This is a genomic window from Pseudochrobactrum sp. Wa41.01b-1, assembly GCF_019464455.1.
Lineage (GTDB): Bacteria > Pseudomonadota > Alphaproteobacteria > Rhizobiales > Rhizobiaceae > Pseudochrobactrum > Pseudochrobactrum saccharolyticum.
Genome location: NZ_CP080493.1, coordinates 2,863,110 through 2,886,910, shown reverse-complemented (window position 1 = coordinate 2,886,910; position 23,801 = coordinate 2,863,110). Strand labels below are relative to the sequence as shown.

At 50.4% G+C, this 23,801-nt stretch carries 13 protein-coding genes; 3 read left to right on the top strand and 10 right to left on the bottom strand.

Annotated features, from left to right (window positions below; all coding sequences use genetic code 11):
• Nucleotides 1–83 precede the first annotated feature (83 nt).
• The 4 genes from K1X45_RS13260 to K1X45_RS13245 form a co-directional block, all read right to left on the bottom strand.
• A complete protein-coding gene (locus K1X45_RS13260; protein ID WP_220159109.1) occupies nt 84–3,845 on the bottom strand; it encodes a TonB-dependent receptor in 3,762 nt (1,253 codons plus the stop codon).
• Nucleotides 3,842–11,977 carry an SdrD B-like domain-containing protein gene (locus tag K1X45_RS13255; protein WP_220159108.1) on the bottom strand — a complete coding sequence of 2,712 codons (8,136 nt, stop codon included), beginning with the start codon at nt 11,975–11,977 and terminating at the stop codon, nt 3,842–3,844. Before K1X45_RS13255 ends, K1X45_RS13260 begins: the two co-directional genes overlap by 4 nt.
• Nucleotides 11,978–12,399: 422 nt before the next feature.
• Nucleotides 12,400–12,858: a hypothetical protein gene (locus K1X45_RS13250; protein WP_151158490.1), complete on the bottom strand. Its 459-nt coding sequence runs from the start codon at nt 12,856–12,858 to the stop codon at nt 12,400–12,402.
• A 2-nt stretch (nt 12,859–12,860) separates the two neighbouring features.
• A complete protein-coding gene (locus K1X45_RS13245; RefSeq protein WP_220159107.1) occupies nt 12,861–13,967 on the bottom strand; it encodes an agmatine/peptidylarginine deiminase in 1,107 nt (368 codons plus the stop codon).
• Between the two features lie 171 nt (nt 13,968–14,138).
• On the opposite strand from K1X45_RS13245, the gene K1X45_RS13240 reads away from it, so the two are divergent.
• Complete coding sequence (locus tag K1X45_RS13240) at nt 14,139–14,372, top strand: hypothetical protein (RefSeq protein WP_220159106.1); 234 nt, start codon at nt 14,139–14,141, stop codon at nt 14,370–14,372.
• 168 nt (nt 14,373–14,540) lie between these two features.
• Here K1X45_RS13240 and K1X45_RS13235 read toward each other — a convergent pair whose 3' ends face one another.
• The 4 genes from K1X45_RS13235 to K1X45_RS13220 form a co-directional block, all read right to left on the bottom strand.
• Nucleotides 14,541–16,220 (bottom strand): ABC transporter ATP-binding protein, encoded by a 1,680-nt coding sequence (locus tag K1X45_RS13235; RefSeq protein WP_220159105.1) that lies wholly within the window; start codon nt 16,218–16,220, stop codon nt 14,541–14,543.
• Nucleotides 16,217–17,098, bottom strand: a complete 882-nt coding sequence (locus tag K1X45_RS13230; protein WP_213596643.1) for an ABC transporter permease — start codon at nt 17,096–17,098, stop codon at nt 16,217–16,219. Before K1X45_RS13230 ends, K1X45_RS13235 begins: the two co-directional genes overlap by 4 nt.
• Nucleotides 17,098–18,072 carry an ABC transporter permease gene (locus tag K1X45_RS13225; protein ID WP_220159104.1) on the bottom strand — a complete coding sequence of 325 codons (975 nt, stop codon included), beginning with the start codon at nt 18,070–18,072 and terminating at the stop codon, nt 17,098–17,100. The genes K1X45_RS13230 and K1X45_RS13225 overlap by 1 nt, the downstream gene beginning before the upstream one ends.
• 107 nt (nt 18,073–18,179) lie before the next feature.
• Entirely contained in the window at nt 18,180–18,887 is a 708-nt protein-coding gene (locus tag K1X45_RS13220) for a creatininase family protein (RefSeq protein ID WP_220159103.1), read from the bottom strand.
• Nucleotides 18,888–19,072: 185 nt separating this feature from the next.
• Between K1X45_RS13220 and K1X45_RS13215 the strand changes: the two genes are divergently transcribed.
• Together K1X45_RS13215 and K1X45_RS13210 are read left to right on the top strand one after the other, a co-directional pair.
• Nucleotides 19,073–19,657 (top strand): MarR family winged helix-turn-helix transcriptional regulator, encoded by a 585-nt coding sequence (locus K1X45_RS13215; RefSeq protein WP_022711033.1) that lies wholly within the window; start codon nt 19,073–19,075, stop codon nt 19,655–19,657.
• 22 nt (nt 19,658–19,679) lie between these two features.
• Nucleotides 19,680–21,257: an ABC transporter substrate-binding protein gene (locus K1X45_RS13210; RefSeq protein WP_220159102.1), complete on the top strand. Its 1,578-nt coding sequence runs from the start codon at nt 19,680–19,682 to the stop codon at nt 21,255–21,257.
• 68 nt (nt 21,258–21,325) lie between these two features.
• Here the strand turns inward: K1X45_RS13210 and K1X45_RS13205 are convergent, their stop codons facing one another.
• Both K1X45_RS13205 and K1X45_RS13200 read right to left on the bottom strand, forming a co-directional pair.
• Nucleotides 21,326–22,204 (bottom strand): sugar kinase, encoded by an 879-nt coding sequence (locus K1X45_RS13205; RefSeq protein ID WP_255560415.1) that lies wholly within the window; start codon nt 22,202–22,204, stop codon nt 21,326–21,328.
• Nucleotides 22,205–22,266: 62 nt separating this feature from the next.
• Complete coding sequence (locus K1X45_RS13200; RefSeq protein WP_220159100.1) at nt 22,267–23,799, bottom strand: UxaA family hydrolase; 1,533 nt, start codon at nt 23,797–23,799, stop codon at nt 22,267–22,269.
• Between the last annotated feature and the right edge of the window lie 2 nt (nt 23,800–23,801).

The following is a 23,801-nucleotide window of genomic DNA, read 5'->3' as shown; positions in this document are numbered from 1 at the left end:
CCTTGGAATTTAGCAAAATACCGCAGAAACAATACGGGCAGCTTTCGCTGCCCGTATTGTTATTATCCGTATAGTGATCCGGCTCAGAACTTGCCGATAAAATTCACAAACATGCCACGGTCATCAAGGCTCAGGTCACGCAGATCATCCGAAAAGCGGCCGAAATTATAACCGGCACCAACTTTGAAATTCTCGCCCACATGACGATAAACCGCTGCCAGCGCACCAAAATCGGTGGTTTTGGCTTCCGGCATATGCATCACACGACCTTCAAGCAGCAGATCCCACTTTTTAACTACATGCAGATCGGCACGGATAACACCCAGATGGGCGGATGAACGCTGCCAGTTCTTGTCAAACTTGTGATCATTTTCTGCCGGACGGTATTTCACATCACCAATACGGAAACCGTATTTGGCACCGACTGAAAGCCAAGGCACCAGATCATAGGTGAAGTCTGCCGACAGAATATGGCTGCGCTGTGCAGGCGCATAACGATAATTGGAAACACCGCTGCCCAGCTGACCATTGCCCGGCATGTCATAGAGCCAGCTATATTTGAACAGCGCGTTCAGACGATCATTTTCCACCGGACGATAGGCATAGCCGAACGAGGCTTCAACATAATCCGTGTTCTGGAACGAAGTGACATCCGATTTCGTATCAGAGAGAACCGCATCCACACTGACCAATGTACGCCAGTCCGGATTGGTTTTCCATGAATAGGCACCGGCCAACAGATAGGTGTTCTGGTCACGGGTATGATCATCAGAGCGCTCGACACGCACTTCACCGCGCAAACGACCGGTAATGCCGCGTTCTTCGTCCTTATAGCCGATGGCCAGCGACGGCGCATAACGGTCAAAGTCAGAATATTCAACGCCAGAGGAATTTGTGGTGTTGTCGCGAACACGTCCGCCTTCAAAACCACCGTCAAATGTCCAGACATTATCCGGCGTATAGACCACACCATAAGTGTGTGTCAGCGCGCTGCGCACACCAAACAAGTCATAATTGCCTTCCGAATAGGCCGAAAGCACATCATTCATACGGCGCTTCACACCGCCGACAATCGCTCCCTTATCACGGCCAATCAGATCATAGCTACGATTGAGATCAAAGGCTCTGTCCGGATCAAGACGGTAACCGACATAGTAATGATCATCGGCATTCGGATCATAGGTCAGTGCGGCCAGACCACCGAGACCATTGGTGCCGAAGGAGATCTCTGCCTGCGTGCCGATTGTATCGGTCAGTTTCAGTTCTGTACCAACACCGATACGGTCATTGCGCTTGATATCACCGGAGCGACCGGCTGTTACCTGCCCGAAGACATAGTAAAGGTGATCATCATCCTGACGGTAATCAATACGCATACCTGTATCTACGCGGGAACCGTCATAGCCGGTTTTGCCTGAGCGGATCGCTGTCGGTGACATCAGTTCGGTGTAAGTCACACCAAATGACACTTTCCAATATTCGTCAATCTCATGGCTGACGGAAGTCTTGCCTTCACGCTTGATCTGACCGTCCGCATCCCAGAAATCATCATAGATGAGTTTCAGACGGGTTTTGTCCGTCACATCCAGATCGGCATGAGCACCCCAGAGTCGTTTATCGACGCTGGTATTGTCAAAAAGGCTGGAGAAACCGGCTTCTTTTTCTTCATAATAGCCACCGATTTTACCCTGCACGCCGTCTTCCTGAAGATCAGCCAGATCGACCTGACCTTTCAGGCGCCATGCCAGAGCAGTGCGACCTTTATTGCCGGTAGCAAGGGTGTTGCTATTGGTCAGACCACCATCGGTGGAGCGGGTAAAGCCAAAGCCCTGCCCGTCAGAACCGGCCACTTCCCCCTCGATGAACGTGGTGTCGGAATGGCGCACACGAATATCAACGCCGCCGGCCTTCTGATCGGCAGTGCCGGTAGTTTCCTGATAGCCAGTCACACCCACGCGCACATTGTCATTCAGCCATTGCTGGCCACGGCCACCAAGGCTGTAGCCGTCGAGATCACCGGCAACCGGCTCAAACTCATATTGTGCCAGCACATAGGTTTTGTTGCCGCCCAATGCAGCGTCACGCACCGGATCGGATGTGCCGGCAGAGGATGAAAGCGGACGGTTGAGGATCAGCACGCCCTGCATATAATCAAAGCGGTAATCTTCTCCGGCTCTGAGTGTACGGCGTTCAATAACACGACCGGTTACTGAATCGCGGAACTCAACCGTAATGGTTTCAGAGCCTTCGACAATATTCTGACGGCGCATGAAATAAGCCGATCCGCCGGTTGCCAGATATTCCTCATATTGCGGCAATGTATCCGGCTGGGCAGCATATAAATCAACTTCGGTTTTACGCTCGCCAAAGCTTGTTGTTTCTTCCGAACGGTAAACGCCCTGCGCACCATAAAGTGCACGGTCAGAGCGCATGAACTCTGTGCCGGTGATGCGGGTTTTGAAATTACCCCATACTGCACGGCTGTCACCATGCTCTAAACGGACATAGAATTTACCATTGGTCGGTGCATCTTCCACAAAAGTGGAATCGTCACCATAGACCGGATAATAATCATCCGGATCGAGCTTGCGCAGCAGATGACGCGGGTTCTGCTTGCCGAAATTACGGAACATCTTATCGAGTTCGTCATCGGTTGTGTCAGCAGCAGCCGTCAGCAGATATTCGCCTTTGATTTTACCTTTAAGATAAAATGCCAGACGGCCATTGGTGGTGGTGCTGTCATATTCACCCGGACGCACAGCTTCAATACCGCTGTCGCCGTTGCGCTTGCGAAGGGTAATGTCAGCCAAACCGACATAGAACCAGTCATTATCCGGAATAGTGATATCGCGGTTAAAGGCCAGACCGTCGCCTTTCAGGCCGTCATTAATGCCGACATCAATATCGTGATCGCCGGGACGCAAAATGCGCTGCACTACGAATTTCTGCTGCGGGTCGACAGGAATGGTTTCACCAAAAGCTTTGACCTTATAGCCATCCGGTACATTGGTACCGTGAACTGTTACCGCACCGCCCTGCACGCGAATATTGCGAAGTGCAGTTCTGTCTTCGCCCATACCCGGTGCAACAGCTTCCGCACGATCGCCCAAAATATCTTTCTTTTCGCTACGGCGCAAAGTCAGAGCTTCGGTTTCGTCGAACCGGCCTTTTTCATCATAAACACGCAACACATAGGCATATTCACGCTCATCGGCTTGTGCCGGCATCACCCATTGCGCTTTGGCATTGGTTTTCACCGGCACAACAGCCACAGGCTTATCAACCGATTTGCCGTCACCGATTGCGAAAATGCGGATTTCCGAACGCTCAATAAAAGCCGGATAGTTGGTGCTTGCCAGAAACTCGACTGTTTCATTGGCGCTGTAGCTGCGACGCACCGGCATGGTGGAAACATTGAGGATCGGCGACGCATCCAGACCATCAAATTTGATCTGAATGTCAACGCTGCTCAAATCCACATCGGTTTTGCGCTCACGATCAATCTGACGTGGTGTTTGAGCCGTTGGTTTCGAGGCACTGGTTTCAACCGTATCACCATCCACACTGATCATGAACGGAATATTGCCCGCATCGGCAGCAATACCTTTTTCGGTATTTTCGCCGATTGTCAGATGACGCAGCGAGCTGTCATCCGACATTTTACCGCGCAGGTCTGAACCTTCGGTGGTTTCAGTCTTGGTTTGCGCCAAGACTGAAACGGTTGAGAAATGGCCTGCCATCAGTGCGGAACTGGCCAGAAGAGCGAGACGGGAGAAAGAACCGAGTTTGAACTGAGACATTTTCATAACCTTAAATTGCGTGGCGGTTTTCACTGAGCGGCTCATTTGCTCACCTCCACACGTGTCTCGATTTCAAGCGGGTAGTTATCTCCTTTGCGCTTCCACAGATCAGCGATCTGCTTGCGGACATGTTTCATGCGCTGTTTGGCCAATGACTGCTCATTGCCTGCCATTTTGTAGCTCAGACGCAGAACCGAGATTTCCTGTTTCAGGACTTCCACGAGCTGCGGCAGGTTGTCAGCCCACTGCTTTTTCAGCTCGACGCGGTTTGCTTCAAAAGCTGCATCCTGAAGGTCAAGACGAACAACACGGCTGATCGATGCACCAAAGTTCAGCTTGGTCATTTTACCGGCAGTCAGACGGACAACACGCGGGTTTTCAGTCGTCAGACGGTAGCCTGTCGGTAGCGTGCGGGTATCAAGCTTCATGATGAAGTTGGAACCGATGCGCTGATCCGGCATCGCTGCACAAGGCACATGGAAACGGCCATATTCGTCCGTTGTGATCAGCCAGCCCTTAGCGGTTGCAACACGCACACCGGCCAGACCTTTTTCGCCTTCATCCTGATAACCATTGCGGTTCTTGTCATCAAAGACAGTGCCGATGATTTCACCGCAATCGAAAACAGGTTCAGACATGATCTCGACAATCGCCTGTGCATCAGGTGCAACCGGCTTGCCGTCCTTGTCCGTTACGGTGGCAATATTGATGTGCTTGCCAGGACCCGCCGAACTCAGAACCAGCAGTTCAAGACGGATCTCGATTGTGCTGTTTGGCCCAAGCTTCAGATTCCTGAACTGGAGACGGCGACCGCTGATCTCCGGCTCAGATTTGTCACCATTCACAATGGCGGTTTCTGCAACATAGCGGAAACCGGAAGGCATCGTATCGATCACATGCACAGGGCCTGCATTGCTCGACGACGTGTTCTCGACCTTAATGATGTAAGGCACGCGGTCACCACGACGAACCTGATGCAGCAGTGCCTGCTTCGTAATTTTTACCAATGACGGCTCGGTAGCAGGCAGATTGATTTTCGCCTTATCTTCCTCAGATTCATAAGGCTTGCCGTTACGCTGATCGCCCTTGGCCAAGGCAATATTGGTCAGCGTTTCCGGAAGACCGGCAGTTGCATCAATATCAGCCTGTGACAGCACATAAGTTGCTTTGAAAGTCTGGCTTTCACCTGGTTTCAGGGTCACCGGTGCCGGAGTGATCGCGGACAGCTGATTGGTACCGCGTTTGCCTGCAAAAAGCGGACCTTCATCCTGCACAGTCACATTATTGAGCAGCGCATTCCCCTTGTTGGTAACATCGAATGTAAATTCGAGTGTCTCACCAACTTCCGGATAGCCATTGCCATTCGCGTCGTTCCATTCACCCTTTTTAATGATTTCCAGCTCAGGCAGCGGAGGCATAACCGGCACAATAGTCGGCTCATCTGTATCCACTGTCGGACCTGAAGGATCTTCAATGTCTTTCGGCGTAGTCGGATCGCCATAGGTGCCCTTCACTGTTGCCTGATTGATAACCTTTTCAGCGTCAATATCAGCTTCAGTAATGGGGTAAGTGGCTGTGAATACCTGCTGCTCACCCGGCTGCATTGTGCCAATGGTGAAGCTGTTTGGCGTGATACCTGCCAATGGATCATTCAGAACCACATTATTCAGCACCATATTACCGGTATTATGGACAGTGAATGTATATTCAATTTCCTGTCCGGCTTCCGCCGGCTCGGTCAGCTTGGAGTTCGCTTCCTTGACGACAGCAATACCCGGCTTCTGCTCCAGCGGAACTTTAATTTCCTCTGAAACATCCGGTGTTACCGGTTTCTTGGTCTTATCGGCAGGGTCAACATAGTCACCGGTAACAGTGGCCTGATTGACGACTTCACCTTTTTCAATATCGGCTTGTGTGACTTTATAGGTCGCTGTCAGCGTGACCGCATTCGCATCCCCCGGCAACAATGTCGCAATGGTGAAAGGCATATCCGGCACGAGACCAACAAGCGGATCTTCCACAATGACATTGGTCAGTGTCAGATTGCCGGTGTTGGTGACGAGGAAGGAATAGGTGATAACTTCACCCACCTGTGACGGCGAGGAGAAAGAATGTGTTTCCGATTTGACAATCGTCACCGATGCCGAAGTTTCCAGTTCAACAACCGTTTTATCGTCATTGGTCAGATCGGTACCGGAAATATCGGTTACGTCATCCGGTGTACCATTCACGCTGGAACCAAAGACTTTTGCCGTATTGGCAAAGGTACCTGCATCAATATCAGACTGTTTCAATGCATAGGTTGCAGTGAAAGCATCCGTGTTGGCTTCACCAGGCTCCAACGGACCAGTCCAGCTAGACTGATTGATGACTTGCACATCGGCAACCAAATCAACAATGCGGATCTTTTCCAGAGTCACATTGCCGGTATTGTGGACGGCAAAGTTGAACTTGATAACGTCACCAGCCTTAGCAGGCTTCGGCAATGAAGAAGCTTCCAGTGTTTTGATAAGCTTGATGGAAGGGTCGCGATCCAGTGGTGTATCGGTGCTGCTGTCATCGGTAACAGGGGTCTTGTCACCGTGCATAGGAATACCCTTAACGTCGGCAGTATTTTCAACCTTACCGGCATTAATATCGGCAACCTTCAGCTTATAAGTACCGTAAACAACAGTTTGAACTTCCGCGTCATTGTCTTTGGCAGCATTCACCGGCTGTAAGGCCAGTGTTTTCAGACGAGTGATGTCAGCCGCATCGATAACAACACCCTCAAGATGATCGGTCAGAACCAAACCATTGAGCGCGACGTTACCGGTATTGCGGATAGTGAAGCTGTAGCGAAGTTCATCACCGATCTTTGCCGGATTGCTCAGACCATCAAGAATAGCCACCTTTTCAAGGCTGATCGAAGGCTTATGTGCAAGCGGCGTTACAACTTCATTAGAATCCACCGGCGGTTGCGGGCCAGTCGGGTCTTCAAAATCAGCCTTGGCAGTGTTGACCACCTGACCATCATTCAGATGGTTCTGCTGGATCGGTGTTTTAACCGTAAATGTACCACTTTCACCCGGTGCCAATGAAGCAAGAGATGCCGGTGCGATAACTGCACCCACCAGCGGATCGCTGACTTTGATATTATAGAGAGTGACATTGCCCTCGTTGGTCGCTGTCACAGTCCATTCCAGCATATCACCGGCATAGGCTGGTTCCGGCACAACCGAGCTTAATGCCTTTAAAAGCGTCAGCTTCGGATCACGATAGGTCGGAACTTCCACCTCTGAAGGCGGTGTGGTGATCTTCTTGTCATCCGGCCCATAAGTGCCGGTGGTCAGTGCTTTATTGACGACTTTTCCGGCATTAATATCCTGCAATTTCAGCAGATAATAAGCCTCAACAGTCTTCGTTTCTTTCGGTGCAAGTGTACCGATATTGAATGCACCAGCATCTACCACACCAGCCAATTCATCTGTAATCACAACATTGTTCAATGTCGTGTTACCGGTATTGGTGACTGTGAATTCATAGGTGATCTTGTCACCGACAACTGACGGGGTCTTAACGTCTGACTGCTTCAGCTTTTTCTCAAAAGTCAGAGCAGGTTCGCTCAGCGGCAGGTCAAATTTATCTGTTGAAGTAACCGTTTGCGGGGTGCCGCCAATGTTACCCCAAGTCCCTTCAGTCCTCGCTGTATTTTCCAGCGTACCATTATCAATATCTGTCTGTTTGACGACATAGGTCGCTTTAAAGGCCGTATCATTACTGGCGCCAACGGCGAGTTCTGCAATCTTTGTATTCGCAGTCCAGACCAGACCAGTTTTCGGATCGGTTACAACCACATCAAAGAGCGGTGTTTTACCGGTATTGGTAACTTTAAATGTATATTCAATCACGTCACCGGCTGTAATCTCGCCAGTTCCGCCAATGCGTGCACCGGTTTTTTCCAGCTTAATTGCTGCTTCCGGTACAATATTAACGGTCGTCGGCACATTCCGGTTCGGATAGTTTTCACCACCGGCTCTGTTGTCTGACTTGTCCGCAATGCCGGTTTTGCCGGAATATTCACCGACTGCTGTAACATCTGCCTGATTGGTCAGAACAAGCGGATTGGCTTTCCATGGTTTGTCAGGATTAACCCGCACGACTACAGTGGCAATCAGCGTTGCATTCGGCTGCAGCACGGCATTACCAACGATCAGCGTATTGGTTGCACCATCAAAAGCAGACGACAAAGTGCCGCTGTTCGTGCTGACGGATGTAACCTTGTAGAACCCTGGCTGCGGAACATTATCCGCTGATGGAGAACCAAAATTCTGTGCGCCACCATTCAGAACATCCGTCAGCGTGATGTCTTTCAACGGTTCCTGACTGAGGTTTTTGGCTGTGAATGTATATGTGACAGTATAAGTACCATCACCCGCTGAAACAGGTGCATTGGCTACCTTGCTCAGACCAACCGAAGGCGTGACGTGGAGTGTGAAGTTATTCTCAACACTCTTGGAATCTTTTTCAATGACAACCGAACCAAGGGTTGTGTTGTTCACTGATGAGGTCTTGCTACTATTATAATCATTGGTACCAGGCACAGAAACACCGGTCTGGTATTTGCTGCTGTTCGGCACATTGCTGTAGCTGACCTGATATTCACCGGCAGGAACGCCTGTGAAATTATAATTACCATTGCTATCCGTGATTACTGTAAAAGTAAGCTTCTCATTATCATGCTGAGCTTTACCAGTCAGAGTAACGGTCACACCGTCGACGCCGGTATCCATACCAGTATTGAAATCAGCTTTTTCGTTGAAATCGACGAAGATTTTACCGCTGACCGAACCACCAAGGACAGTCTGAACACTGTCGTCATCCGTATTATTCGTTGAGTTTTTGTCGAAAGATTTTGTCGTGACAGAAGCGGCATTGGTCATTGCCTCTGCCTTCATATCTGTAATCTTGGTGGTAAGTTTAATGACGGTTTTTTCCGCCGGCTCCATATCGCCAAGTTCACATCTGATCTGACGTGTACCGACAACACCGAGACACGAACCACCTTTACCGCTGGTAATCTCAGGTACCTCAGTCAGCACCATGCCTTCCGGCAAAGTGTCGGTGAGAATAACATCTTCAGCAACCTCAAGGCCGTCACCTGACAGGCTTTCAACCGTAAGCGTCCAAGTAAAACTTTCACGCAAGTCAACAATTTTTTTATCAGCTGTTTTAATAACGCTGACATCGGACTTCACACGAACAGTGGTTGTTTCATCATCCGCATTATTAGCCGGATTACGGTCATAGTTTTTAGCTGTTTCATCCGAAGTTATTACAACTTTGTTCTGATAAGTGCCGCGTGCCAAAGACTTCATTTGGACTTTGAATTGCACTTCAGCACCGGCTTTAAGCACCGGAATAGAGCATGTAAGCGTTCCGCCTGCCTGACCAGCATTCACATTTGGTGGTAAGCAGGTAAGGCCTGCCGACTGACCCTCTACTTTATCATAGGAAAAACCGGCTGCCGGAAATGTATCAACAATATTGACATTATACGCATCCGACGGGCCATCATTTTTGGCTACAATCAGATAAGTTGTATTGGTGCCTTTCTCGACCGGATCATGTTGCTCACCATCAACCGTATCGGTTTTGGTCACCAAAAGATCAAGCGCAGGCGCAAGAATTTCCACCAAAACGCTGGCTGCATTGTTGGTCTTATCTGTTTCTTCAGTCGTGGTACTGACCGTTGCATTATTGACAAGCTCATCTCCAACCTGACCGGTCGAAGGCTTAACCTCAATAGCCACTTCTTTCTGGGTGCCGTTTTCTAAACGCGCCCATGTACAAGTGATGGTGTTATTGGCAGAAGTGACGACCTCACCTTCCTTGAGGCTTGTCGAACAGATTGCGCCATTTTCGGCAATACCAACGAAACGAACACCGACTGGCAACTTATCTTCAATAACAACATTGTCCGCACCACTCAGACCGTTACCCTTGACACGTGCTGCAATGGTATAAACCAGACTCTGCCCCGCAGGCGCACCAGTCTTTTCAGACGAGCTGGATTTAATAACCGTTACATCTGTCAGTGGTTCAACAGTGTAATCAACCGATGATTGATTATTAGATTGATTACCATCCGGCGTTTCGGTGGAGTAAACAACAGCCGTATTCTTTTGCGCACCTTCGTCACCGGCAAATGTACTGATCTCAATGAACGGATAAGGTTTACCCGCTTCATGAACCGGCAGACTTGCAATTGTACATTTCAGCTGAACTTCCGTAGCACCACTTGAAGGCTGCGTACAAACGATACCACTTGAGCTTGTCACTGCGATGGTTGCCTGACCACCCAATGGGCCGCCGACAATATTTTTCAGCGTATCATCAATAACAACACCGGTTGCCAGTGCTTTGCCGTGATTGATAACTTCAAGCTTAAATTTAAGCGGATCACCAGCTTTGACAATTGCAGGTGTCTGCAGCGTCTTCCTGATCTCAAGATCAGCCAGAGTTTCTTCTTTTTCAGAACCAGCATTACCGCCGATTGAGTCAGTATTATTACCCAAGAGGTTTGGCTTTTCTGCACCATCCGGCCCTGAAACGGTCATCGAATTGGTAAACTTACCACTCTGCTCCATTTTAACGGTCAGAGTAACAGGTCCGGCAGTAGCCCCCGGCTTCAACGGTTCTTCAGATGTATATTGATCCGTCTCGCAAACAAAATTACGGGGCCCGGTCATCGGCAATGCAGAACAAGTCCAACCGGCTGGTACAGCAACATCTGTTACCGTCATATTTGCAGGCAAATGATCGGTTATAGTCAATTTGCCGTCAAAGCCGGAATTGCCAATATTCTTGCTTTTTAGCGTATATTGATATTCTTCGCCGACAATGACCAGACCGTAGTCCGGCCCACCTGTTTTATCAGCTTCCAAATCAAAATATGGGTCAACAATACTCGCACCACCGTCAGTAGCGATGTTATTGTCACCATAATCCAGGTCTTCATTCTCAGATGTTATTGTCGCTTGATTATAAACAGGCGCACCGGCTCCCTGACCGTCATGCGTCGCCTTAATTGCCGTAGTGTTAATTTTGATCGGCGTCTTATATTGGCTGTCAGCGGATTTGGTATATTCACACACCGCTTCTCTGCCGGTTAAAGTACAAGCCCAACCGGTGCCGGCCAGATCTCCAAAACCAACAAATTCATAATTTTCCGGCAAGACATCTTTAATCGTTGCCTGTGAAGGCTCGTCACCGGCAAATTGTGGCGTCAAAGTAAATTCAACCGGATAACCGGTTAGAATAAGACCTTGCGGTGAGCGCATCTTGCTCAGGCTTACATCAATACCGGCAATAACATTGATATTGGCAGTTTTACCGTTATTTAAAACATTCGGATCAAGCGGCGAATTTCCAATCACTTTCGCATCGATCATAATGTTGGAGCTGTTTCCGACTGTTACCTGTCCGGAAAAATCAAAATCCAGAGACTGGCCTGGCTCAATTTCCTGTTTGATTTCACAAGTGACAGTATTGCCCGACAATGTGCAGCCATTTTTCATCGGCTGGTCCATCACAATACCTGCAGGGACAGGGAAGGTAAGTGTTGAACCCTTTGACGGATACGGGCCTTCATTTTTAACAGTCGCGGTAAAGTTAACTTTGCCACCGCCCTTAACTTCAGCAGGAGCATTCAATGTCAGGGCTAAGTCAGCGCCTTTGTTAACAGTAATGCTGCGGTTCTGCTCAGCGCCGTTCTTGGCAATTTTACCATTAAAAACGACAACACCCTCTTTCTGAGGGCTCAAACGGATTTTAGCGGTTACGCTTTCCTGCGGCTGAAGTATACGCACTTCACAGGTAATTATCGCATCTTCAGTCAGCTCTACGCCAATGGCTGGCATTGGGGCGCAACCGCTGAAAACGTCCTTATCAACATCAAGGCCGTAAAACTTAACCGATGCTGGGATCGTAAATGCAACGCTCGTCGGCGTGGTCGGGAAGTTATCACTGTTATTTACAGTCGCAGCAAACTCAATCTCAGTACCGGCCGCCAGCGGACTTTGTTTGTCAGCATTAATGTTGAGTGTCCAGCCTGTTACGCTTTGCGCATAAACGCCAGACAGAGAGTTGAACATGGCAAAAATCGCCATGATAAACACTGTAAATAACCGTTTCATTTCGTCCCTAAAACCTATGCTTACACATCGGTCGGGACATAAAAGAAAGCACTGCTCACCCGTGTTTAACAAAAACACAAGCGCGCAGAATCAATTACCCGCGAACTGAAAGTTCGCGGGTAATTAAAACATATTCAATTAGGCCCCCACCTTGATCGGAGGCACTACATGATTCGAAATAGTTAACCAATAATTAATTGATATTTTTGAATAATTTTTCCTCGATATGACTCTTAAGCACAAAAACGAACCTAAATGGAGGTTCTGTTGCATGGGAGACCGATCTCGCAAAGAACGCGATCATCTGCGACAAACGAATGGTTGGCGCAAAAGATAACGGACAGTACACTGCTGATTGAAACCACCCTGCTCAACCCCGTCAATGCTTATCAGGGCGTAAACCTCCCTCCCCTCATATAGTTTTAAGGGCTACTGTTTTGCGGGCAGGTATTCTCAGGCTTGCAGACGAGTCCTGTCTGCGCCAACAGATCAGCCACCCCGTCACGGGCTCCCAGCCCCTCGGGATCGCAAAGATATTCCATGTGATCACTCAAATATCCGGCCATTGGTGCGCGCCAGTCCGGTGAAGTTTCGACCATCTGCTCAGCCGTATAAAGCAGATATTCGACATATGCCCCGTAAGCGGTGAGCTCAGTTTTCTTGTTGATCGAGCAATAATCAGCACGCGCCAGTTCGGGTTTTTGCACAGTCAGGTTCAGAAATTCTCGATATATTTCGCGCGCAGTCTGATCACGCTGTATCAGATCGGCCTGACCGACCTGATACGGAATGATTATCAGTGCTGAAAGCGCGGCAAAGGCCGTAGCAATTCCGCCCAAAGCGGCCAAGGGTTCAGTATTGCGCCGTAACCAGTTCCACATATTCAAACCTTGGGTTGTTCATGAGTTGCACAGTGAATACCACCACCAACTTCCCCTACCGGATCGATATTCAGTGTAACAATCTCGCGGCCGGGATATAATTTGCCAAGTATAGCAGCAGCCCGCTCGTCGGCCTCACGATCTCCGAATTTCGCAGCAATCACCCCGCCGTTACAAACATAATAATTCACATAAGAAGACACAAAATCGCGGCTCTTCGAACGAATATCGTAAGGCTCCGGCAAAATGACCATATCCAGTTTGCGCCCCTCGGCATCAGTCGCTGCCGCCAGAATGTCATGCGTCTCGAAGGAGGCAACCGACCATGGGTCTTCAGCGTCAATCTCGTCGCCCATCTGGATCAGCAACTGTCCCGGCTTAACGAAACGGGCAAGCGCATCAATATGATAATCGGTAATATCTGCACCAATAATTCCGGGTGCCCAGATCATCTTGCGCGCACCCATCGTATCCAGCAGCATCTTCTCAATTTCAGCTTTGCTGCCCCGATTGCGATTGGCATTGACGAAGCTGCTTTCATGAGCGATCAGCGTGCCGTGGCCATCGGTTTCAACGCCGCCCGCTTCCCCTACCAGACCTGCATCAAAAACCTGCAAGCCTAACCGTTCGGCTATCCGTGCAGCGATCTTACCGTCTGCGCTGTGAGTCTGCTTGTTCCCCCAACCATTAAAATTAAACTGTGTGACGGCCAGTCCGCCTTTTCCATCGACGACAAATGAAGGGCCGGAATCGCGACACCATAAATCGTCAGTCGGAATGTCCCATAACTCCACCTTCTGCGATATCAGTTTGCGTGCAGCACCGTGATGCTTTGCTGCAGCCAGCATCACAACCGGCTCAAACTCTGCGATCGTATTGGCGATTTTCGCTATCGTTTTCTGAATATCATCAAGAAAATCAGGATCATCATAGACAACAGGATTAACCGGCCACTGCATGAAAGTACGCTCATGCGGCTCTGTTTCTTCCGGATACCAAAATCCCGCAGCACGCGCTGATGAACCTTCCGCCTGCCCCCGACGCGTTTGCATCGACAGACCAACGGCAGCGGCGGCAGCCCCCAATAAAGTTTGACGGCGTGTCATCATCCTATCACCATGAAAATAAAAAAGAAAAATCGATATTTTAGAATGTATTTACATAAAGTAGAGCACCCTTAAGCGCTGTCAACGGATGCTGAACAAATTCACACATATTGCAGGGATATTTTTTGACACTCTGCCCCGTTGAATGACGCATTATTGGCGAGAGATGACGCGGTGACAGGTAAACAGCGCATCATATTTTTACGTCAGATTGTCGTGATAAAACAGCAACGAGACAACGAATGTCAAAGCACCGATCATAGCCAAAATAAAAAACCGGCGGGCTGTAACCGGCTTTTTTACGCATTGGCTGGTAATCAGCAGAATGACAGACCACAGACAAGTAAAAAGCAGCAGGCACAGGGTATAGACAAATCCGGACAGGTCATATCCGCCGCCACCTATTGACGGATATTGCGAAGGCGCAGGATTAAGCAACAAATTGAAAAAACCGGCGACAAGTATAAAAAATATCAGAAGACTGAAAAACACCGTATTTCTCAATAGCATCCCCTTATTCCAGATATTCAACGCGGCTGTATGACCGCATTGAATATACTGGCAGGTATCACGCGTCTAGGCCAGCTTCGGAATGGCATCGAGCAGCATCTTTGTATAAGGCTGCTGCGGGGCTTCGAAAATTGTTTCAGCCATGCCTTCTTCAACAATCTTGCCGTGATGCATAACGATGATGCGGTCACAGATGTGGCGCACAACTGACAAGTCATGACTGATGAACAGCAATGTCAGGTTCAGTTCTTTGCGCAGCCGCAGGAGCAGATTAAGAATTTGCGCCTGAATAGACACATCGAGTGATGCTACCGGTTCATCGCAAACAATTACTTCCGGTTTCATCGCCAAAGCACGGGCAATGGCAATGCGCTGCCGTTGACCGCCGGAAAACTGGTGCGGATAACGGTCTGCAAAGGCCGGATCAAGGCTTACCGCTTTCAGCCATTGTGCCACATAGGCACGGGCTTCGCTTTTGGTGGTCAGGCCATGGGCAATCGGTCCTTCTGCAATTGACTGACCGATTGTGCGGCGCGGATCAAGCGACGCAAACGGATCCTGAAAGATCATCTGAATTTTGGTCGTCAGTTTGCGTCCGTGTACATGGTCAGACATGACAGGCTGGCCGGATAGACGGATCTCCCCCTCAGTTGGCTGATAAATCCCGCAGACCATGCGGCCGAGCGTTGATTTACCGGATCCGGATTCTCCGACCAGCCCTAGCGCCTCCCCTCGGGCGATGGTCAGATTGACATGATTGACTGCAATGACAGGTTTGCGTGGTTTGAGCAGGCCGATTTTCTGGCCGAGCCTGCCCCAGAAATCACTTTTCCATTCGAAGCGTTTAACCGTATTGCGGACGGTTACAAAATCCGGTTTGACTTCCGTTACCGGTGCCGCGATTTGAAACGATGCTTCTTCTTCATCCGTTGGTTTGCCCAGCATTTGCCCCGGTTTGGAGCGGGATGGCAGAGCATCCAGCAGGCCTTGTGTGTAAGGATGGCTCGGTGATTTCAGCACTTCGGAAGCGGGGCCGGTCTCAACAATCTTGCCCGATTTCATCACGGCAATGCGTTTTGAAATTGAGGCAACAGTTGCCAGATCATGGCTGATCCAGATCATCGAAATGCCAAGTTCGGCGACCAGTGCTTTCACCTCGGTCAGAATTTCCGCCTGTACGGATACGTCAAGCGCAGTAGTCGGTTCATCCGCAATCACGACCTTCGGATTGTGCAACAGAGCAATGGCAATTGCCACACGCTGGCGCATACCGCCGGAAAACTGATGCGGGTAGAAATCAACCTTATGTTCCGGATCGACAATACGTACACGGCGCAAGGCTTCCACACATCGTGTGCGCGCATCGCTGTCCGAAATACTTTCATGCGCGCGCAGTGCCAGTGTCATCTGGTCGAGAACAGTCAGCACCGGATTGAGTGTCATCATCGGGTCCTGAAAGACCATCGAGATTTCACGGCCGCGTAATTTGCGCAACTCGCTTTCACTCAGGCCGACAAGCTCACGCCCTTCCAGTTTAACGGAGCCTTGCACGATGCGTCCCGGCTTGTCGATCAGCCCGATCAGAGAAAAACCGGTGATGGATTTACCGGAACCGGATTCACCCACCAATCCTAGAATTTCCCCGCGGTCGAGATAGAAAGAAACACCATCGACAGATTTGACCGTAGCGGCACGGGTTTCGAAATGCGTATGCAGATCAGTAACTTCAAGAAGATGAGCTGTCATTTGTTCAACCTCGGATTAAGCTGGTCGCGGATCTGATCGCCAACGAGATTGATCGCCATGATTAGAATGATCAGTGCAATGCCCGGATAAATCGAAATCCAGTAGCGGCCGGACAGCAAATACTGAAAACCGTTGGAAATAAGCATGCCGAGTGACGGTTCTGTCGGCGGCAGACCGACACCAAGGAAGGACAGCGTTGCTTCCAGAGAAATCGCCGAGGCGACCTGCACGGTTGCAACCACGATCAGCGGCGGCATAGCATTGGGCAGAATATGACGGGTGACAATGAACCAGCCGCTCATCGGCACAGAAAGTGCGGCTTCCACATAGTCTTTATGCCGTTCTGCCGAGGCGGCGCCATGAGCGGTACGCACAAAATAGGCATATTGCGAAAAGACCAGAGCGATAATCAGCTGGCTTTTGCCCTGCCCGAGAAGTGCTGCCACTACGAAGGCCAACAGAATAGCCGGAAAGGAAAGCTGCAGGTCGATGACGCGCATGATGAAAGCTTCAAAACGACCGCCGACATAGGCTGCTGTTGAGCCGACCAATGCGCCAATGGCAAAGGCAATCGCACCGGCGAGCAAGCCCATTTCCAGCGAAATGCGCAAGCCGTAAAGAATGGCGGAGAAGAGATCGCGCCCCTGTCCGTCGGTTCCCAGAATATGGGTATAGCCGCCCTGACCGATATAACCGGGTGCACGACGTCCGTCCCGCAGCACAAGGCTGGAAAGATCATAAGGATCCTGCGGTGCAATCAGCGGTGCAAAGACTGCCAGCAAAATGATGGTCAATACCACGAGAGCGGCAATAACCGGCACCGGATGGCGTTTGAATTCCGACCAGAATTGCAATGATCTGCTGTTGAGCAATGACATTATTTGCCACCTCCCTGACGCATGCGCGGATCAAGGACTGCATAGGACAGATCCACAATCAGATTAATCGTGATGAAAAGTAGGGAAACCAGCATCAGATAGGCCACCATCACCGGACGGTCGAGTGAGGTGATGCTGTCAATGATCAGCTTGCCAAGACCCGGCCATGAATAGATCGTCTCCGTTACAATGGCAAAAGCAACGGTTGAGCCAAGCTCCAGACCAAAGACGGTAACAAGCGGAATGGAGATCAGGCGCAGCACATGACGGCGCAGAATTGTGCGCTCGTTAATACCGGCGGCGCGGGCAAATTTAATCGTGTCGGTCAGCATGATTTCACGCGTACCGGACGCAGCCAGTCGTATCATCAACGATAATTTAAACAGCGAGAGATTAATGGCGGGCAATGCCAGATGATGAAGACCATCAAGTGTCAGGAAGCTGACAGGAACACCGAGCACGGAAATTGTGGCACCGCGTCCGCCCGCAGGCATGATGCCAAGCTGCACGGCAAAGACCATAATCAGCATCAGCCCGATCCAGAAAGTCGGAACGGAAAAGCCGAGAATGGACAGCGCCATAATGATTTTCGACGCCCAGCTGTCCGGTTTGTAACCGGCATAAATACCAAGCGGAATACCGATGAGACTGGCCATGAACACAGCGGTCAAAGCCAGCTCGGCAGTCGCAGGCAGGCGCGATGCAATCAGCTCGGAAACAGGCATATTATAGACGAAGGAGCGCCCCAAATCGCCATGAAGCAGATTGCTCATGAATTGCAAATATTGCTGCCATACCGGCAGGTCCAACCCGTATTGGGCGATCACCCTGTCACGGATTTCCTGCGTCGCATCCGGTGAGATCAGCACATCGACAGGATTGCCGATGACAAAGACCCCCATAAACACCAATAGCGACATGACAAGCATCACCAATGCTGCCTGCCATAAGCGTCTGACAATAAATGCAATCATCAGCTATGCTCCCCCAAAAGCGGATAGTGGACAGTTTCCTCCCGCCGTATCCGCTTAACTATTTCGAATGCCGAACGGGATTTCTCCTGTCCGGAAATTTATGATTATCAGTGCCAGCCGTTTTCGAGTTCAAAGCGGGTTTCACGCACAGCAACATCCCAGATCGCGAGCATATCGGCATCCGGACGTTCAAAAAGGCCGTGATAATTGCCTTCACAGCTCTCCAACAGCGCACGTTTACGACCGGCGTCAACGCGTGCCATGGCGCCGAAATCAATGCGCTCTACCGCATGTTCCGGTTGCTGAACGCCTGCAAGACGTGTCCACGGAAAGTTCTCCATCCATGAGGCGTGAGAAGCGCGGCTGTCAATTTCCAGCACTTTGCCCATGGTTTGTGGTGCACGCCACCAATCGTGCATTTTGACACTGGCATCGCGGTTGCGGTTCAGCCACTCAGACACAACAGTACCGGCAGGCGCATTGCCGCCATGTCCGTTGACGATCAGGATTCGGCGGAAACCGGCGTGGTAGATGCTGTCGAGAATATCTTCAATCACGCCGATATAGGTGCGCAGGCTCAGCGATACAGTACCCGGGAAGTCGGCGAAACTGGATGCCAGACCATAAGGCAGAACAGGAAATACCGGCACGCCCAGCGGTTCTGCGGCATCCAGCGATACTTTCTCGGCAAGGATCATATCTGTGCCAAGGCTGATGCGGGCATGTTGCTCAACGCTGCCGATCGGCAGGATGCAGCGGTCGTCCTGTTTGACACGCTCTTCAACCTGCGCCCAGTGCATGGCGTTAATATGCATGTGAAATTCCTCTCATTTCAAATGTGCTCCCGAGTCTGCGCTCATGGGTTTCTGAAAACTATTATCCATGAAAATATTTCGCAGACAAGTTCCAATTGGAACAAAAATTACGTTTGACATCCTTAAAACAAGCTATATCTTGTTCTGAATGGAACTTAATTGCTAAACTGTCACGGGGAGAAGTGATGGAGGAACGCGTAGCAATCGCTCTTTTGGAGGGGCGCGCGGGGCGAAGCGAGGCGGCGGACAGCCGCATCAGCGAAAGCGATATTCTGCATACAAAATTGTGGGAAAATCCGTGCTGGTTGTCCTTCCGGATTAACTATCTGGCTCTGCATTACAACAATCCGATCTACGGGCTGATCGGTGCGGATCATGATCTGCTGCGACCGGAATTTGTGGTGCTGTATTCACTGTTTCTGCGCGACCGCACGACTTTGTCCGAAGTTGTTGCCGGTTCCGGCTTTCCGAAAAACACGCTGAGCCGCGCCACTAAAAAACTAACTCGTCTGAAGCTGGTGCAACGCGAGGGTGACAGTGATGACCTGCGCCGTGTTGTGTTGTGTCTCACCGATGAAGGGCGCGCCATTGTTGAAGCGAAAATGACGCCGATGCTGGAGCGCGAACGTCTGATGCTGGAAACGCTCAGCCCTGCTGAGCGCATGATGCTCTCAGAACTGCTGACCAAACTGGTGATCGCTTCCCGCGAATGGCCGGAAACAATTGCCTCCGATCTGCCGGAGCGTGATGAAGAGTTTGAACAAGACTAATAATGGGGACTGGACTATTCACATGAAAAAAACACTGCATGCTTTAATGCTCGGCACAACATTGCTTTTTAGCGCCGGACAGGTTTTTGCCGCCGATCTGATTATGGCAATTAAAGCCGGCCCTGCCTCGATGGACCCGCATTTCACGGCAACTGCCGCCAATGCCGAAGCGACGAAACATATTTTCGATACGCTGATCCGTTCCGGCAATAATCTGGAGCTTGAACCGTCGCTGGCCGTGAGCTGGCAGGCACTTGATGATACGACATGGGAATTCAAACTGCGCGAAGGCGTGAAATTCCATGACGGTTCAGACTTTACAGCGGAAGATGTGAAATTCTCTATTGAGCGCATTCCGCATGTGACAGGGCCAAATCCGGCAACGATTTTTGTGCGCCGCGTTAAATCGGTAGAAGTTGTTGATCCGCTGACTGTGCGTGTGACAACAAATTCTGCGGCACCGACATTGCCGAATGATTTTATCCGTTTGTTTATCACTTCGCACAAAGCAGCAGCTGCCTATTCAACACAGGAAACCGCAGCAGAAGGCTTCAATACCGGTAAAGCGACAATCGGCACCGGCCCTTATAAATTCGTTTCATGGGCACCGACACAGGATCTGGTTGTTGAGCGCTTTGACGGTTATTGGGGCGGTGCGCAGCCGTGGGATCGCGTTATCCGTAAGGAAATTCCAAACGATGCTGCCCGTGTTGCCCAGCTCAAAGCCGGTCAGGTTGATGTGATTTCCAAAGTGCCGGCCTCGGATGTCCCTGTGCTTGAACAGGATTCATCGCTGACAGTTGTGAAAAATGAGAGCATCTATATCAGCTATCTCGAATTTGATTTCCGCGAAAAAAGCCCGATGGTATTTACCAAAGATGGCAGCAAGCTGGACAAAAACCCGCTGCTTGACCCGCGCGTGCGAGAGGCTTTTGATCTGGCAATTGACCGCGAAACCATTGTTGAATTCGCTCTGGAAGGCATGGCAGCCGTACCGACACAATTGGTGACCTCCAATATTTTCGGCTATGATAAGTCGCTGCAGGCACCTGAATTCAATATTAATCGTGCAAAAGAGCTCCTCACAGAAGCCGGTTATCCGGATGGTTTCAAAATTACACTGAGCTATTCGAATGACCGTATGCCGAATGAGCTGGGACCTACAGTCGCCCAGATGCTGGCAGCTATCGGCATTACTGCGGATGTCAACGGCGTTCCGGCGGCGGTGTTCAACCCTGCAAAAACACGCGGTGAATATTCGATCTATATGGCGAGCTGGGGTACATTGACCGGCGAGGCTAACTATATGCTGTCATCGCTGATGCATTCCAATGAACCGGCAAAATCGCTGGGTGCGTTTAACGTACACGGCTATGCCAATCCGGAAATGGACAAGCTGATTGAAGATGCAGCCGCAGCGATGGATGCAGATGAGCGCCGTACATTGCTTGAAAAGGCGAATAATCTGGTGGCAACAGACCGTCCTGATCTGCCGCTTGCGATCCAGCTCAGTGCATGGGCTGTGAAGAAGGACAAGGTGGAGCTGACACCGCGCGCTGATGAAGACACGCTGGCGATGAATATCAAACCAGTAAAATAAATGAATAAAAAAGGCCGGTTTAAACCGGCCTTTTTATTAGGGTTCTGCAAATAAATGACTTTTATATACTACAAAATTTGCCCCATCGGCATTAATGCTCCGCGCTGCATCACCACCTGAGAGGCAACAGCATGTCCGGCTTTGACAGCCGTCTCAATATCTTTGCCACTCAGCAGTGCCGCCAGAAAACTGCCGTTGAATGAATCTCCGGCGCCGGTTGTGTCCACTGGTTTGAGCGGTTCAATATCCGTGATCTGACGCATGCCATTGTCATCGGCAACCAGCATTGTGCCACCGCCATTTTTAACCACAACGACCTGTGCACCGGCAGTACGATAGCGGGCAGCGCAATCCTCTAAACTACGATCGCCAAACATTGCCGCTTCATCATCAAAACTCGGTAAAACAATCTGCGCAACCGCTGCTGCCTGCATGATCGTTTCTCGCAAAATATCGTGGCTCTCCCACAAACGCGGCCTGATATTGGTGTCAAACACCACCGTTTTTCCGGCACAAGCAGCATCCCGCAAATGAGAGATAAATACTGTCCGCTGCTCAGGACAAAGAATAGCCAGCGTAATCGCAGAAAAATATATGATATCGGCATCGGAAAAAGCCTTGGCGAGCAATGGCTGATTGATCGCCAGCAGACGTGCTGCCGACTGGTTGCGCCAATAGGTAAAATGCCGCTCGCCGTTCTCAACTTCGATCAGGTAAAGACCAGCCTGACGCTGCGCATCTTCCTCAATATAGTCAGTACCGATCCCGTTCCTGTTCAGAAAATCTTTCATCTTGGCAGAAAAACTATCCGTACCGATACGGGTATAATACGCCACATCCCAGTCCTGCACAGGCAGACAAGCGCGCACATACCATGCGGTATTTAAAGTATCGCCTGCAAAGCCAAGATGAAACTCACTGCCTCCCAGTGAGGACATTTCAATCATACATTCACCTGCAGACAAAAAGAGCTTTTTCCTCACCATTCCCCCGTCATACTATTGGTTTTTCAGGTTGTTGCCCCGAGCTGCCATGGCACAAATTCATTATCGCCATAGCCGTAAATCTCACTCACTGTCTTGCGGCCGGAAGCAACAGCAATAATCTCCTCAAAGATACGTTCGCCTGCCTGCTGGATACTCTCTTCACCGGTAACAATACCACCGCAATTCAGATCCATATCTTCCTTCATATGCTCATACATATCTGAATTGGTTGCGATTTTAATACTCGGCGCCGGTTTGAAACCCGAGACGGATCCACGCCCTGTGGTGAAACAGATGAGATTACATCCCCCTGCAACCTGCCCTGTTACAGAAACCGGATCATAGCCCGGCGTATCCATAAACACGAAACCCGTTTCATCAATCGTCTGCGCATATTCATAAACCTGACGCAGTGGCATAGAGCCGCCTTTCGCCACGGCACCGAGCGATTTTTCGAGGATTGTGGTCAGCCCGCCCAGCTTATTGCCATGAGACGGATTATTATTAAGTTCATCGCCGTTGCGTTGCGTGTAGTCACGCCACCAGTCAATCCGCGACAACAGCTTTTCAGCAATGTCCGGCCGCGCTGCCCTGCGGGTCAGCAAATGTTCAGCACCGTAAATCTCCGGCGTTTCCGACAAAACACTGGTGCCGCCATGCCGTACAAGCAAATCCGATGCATAGCCCAGTGCCGGATTTGCGGAAATGCCCGAATAACCATCCGAGCCGCCGCATTGCAAACCCAGCTTAAGCTGCGACAGAGGCTGCTGCGTGCGCTGCGCCGCATTCACAACCGGCAACATAGTTTCAATCGCTGCAATCGCCGCTTCAATTGTCTTCCGTGTGCCGCCATAGTGCTGGATGGTCAGCGTCTGCAAGCGCTCACCTTCTTCCAACTTGTAATGTTCAAGGATCGGAGCAATCTGATTGGTCTCGCAACCCAGCCCGATCAGCAACACGCCGCCGAAATTGGGATGACGGGCATAGCCCTGTATCGTGCGGGTCAGAACCCGATAGGCTTCCGACTGGGTATTGATCCCGCAGCCGCCCGCATGTCCGAGCACCACAACACCGTCAATATTGTCATAGTCTTTCAGCCCGCCCATGCGGTTGAAATGATCCGCCACATATTGCGAAACAGTGGCTGAACAATTCACCGTTGCAATCACACCAATATAATTGCGCGTACCAACCCCGCCTGCACCGCGGTCGAAACCCAGAAAGCTGCGTCTTTCCTCTTCCGGAAACAGTTCCGGCTCCGCATAATCAACACAGAATTCATGCTCGTGCTGTGATGGCAGCATTGCCAGATTATGCAGATGCACATGCGCACCCGCAGCAATATCCTCTGTCGCCACACCGATCACATTGCCGTATTTGCGGATTTCCTGTCCTTTTGTGATGGGTACAAGTGCAACTTTATGCCCTTTGCCGATCAGATTAGCGGCTACAAGTTCACCACTGCCGACAGGCTCTCCGGCGCGGATTGTCACCCGCGCAACCGCCACATGGTCAGACGGATGAAGGACAATAACCGGACTGTTCTGACGGGTCATAG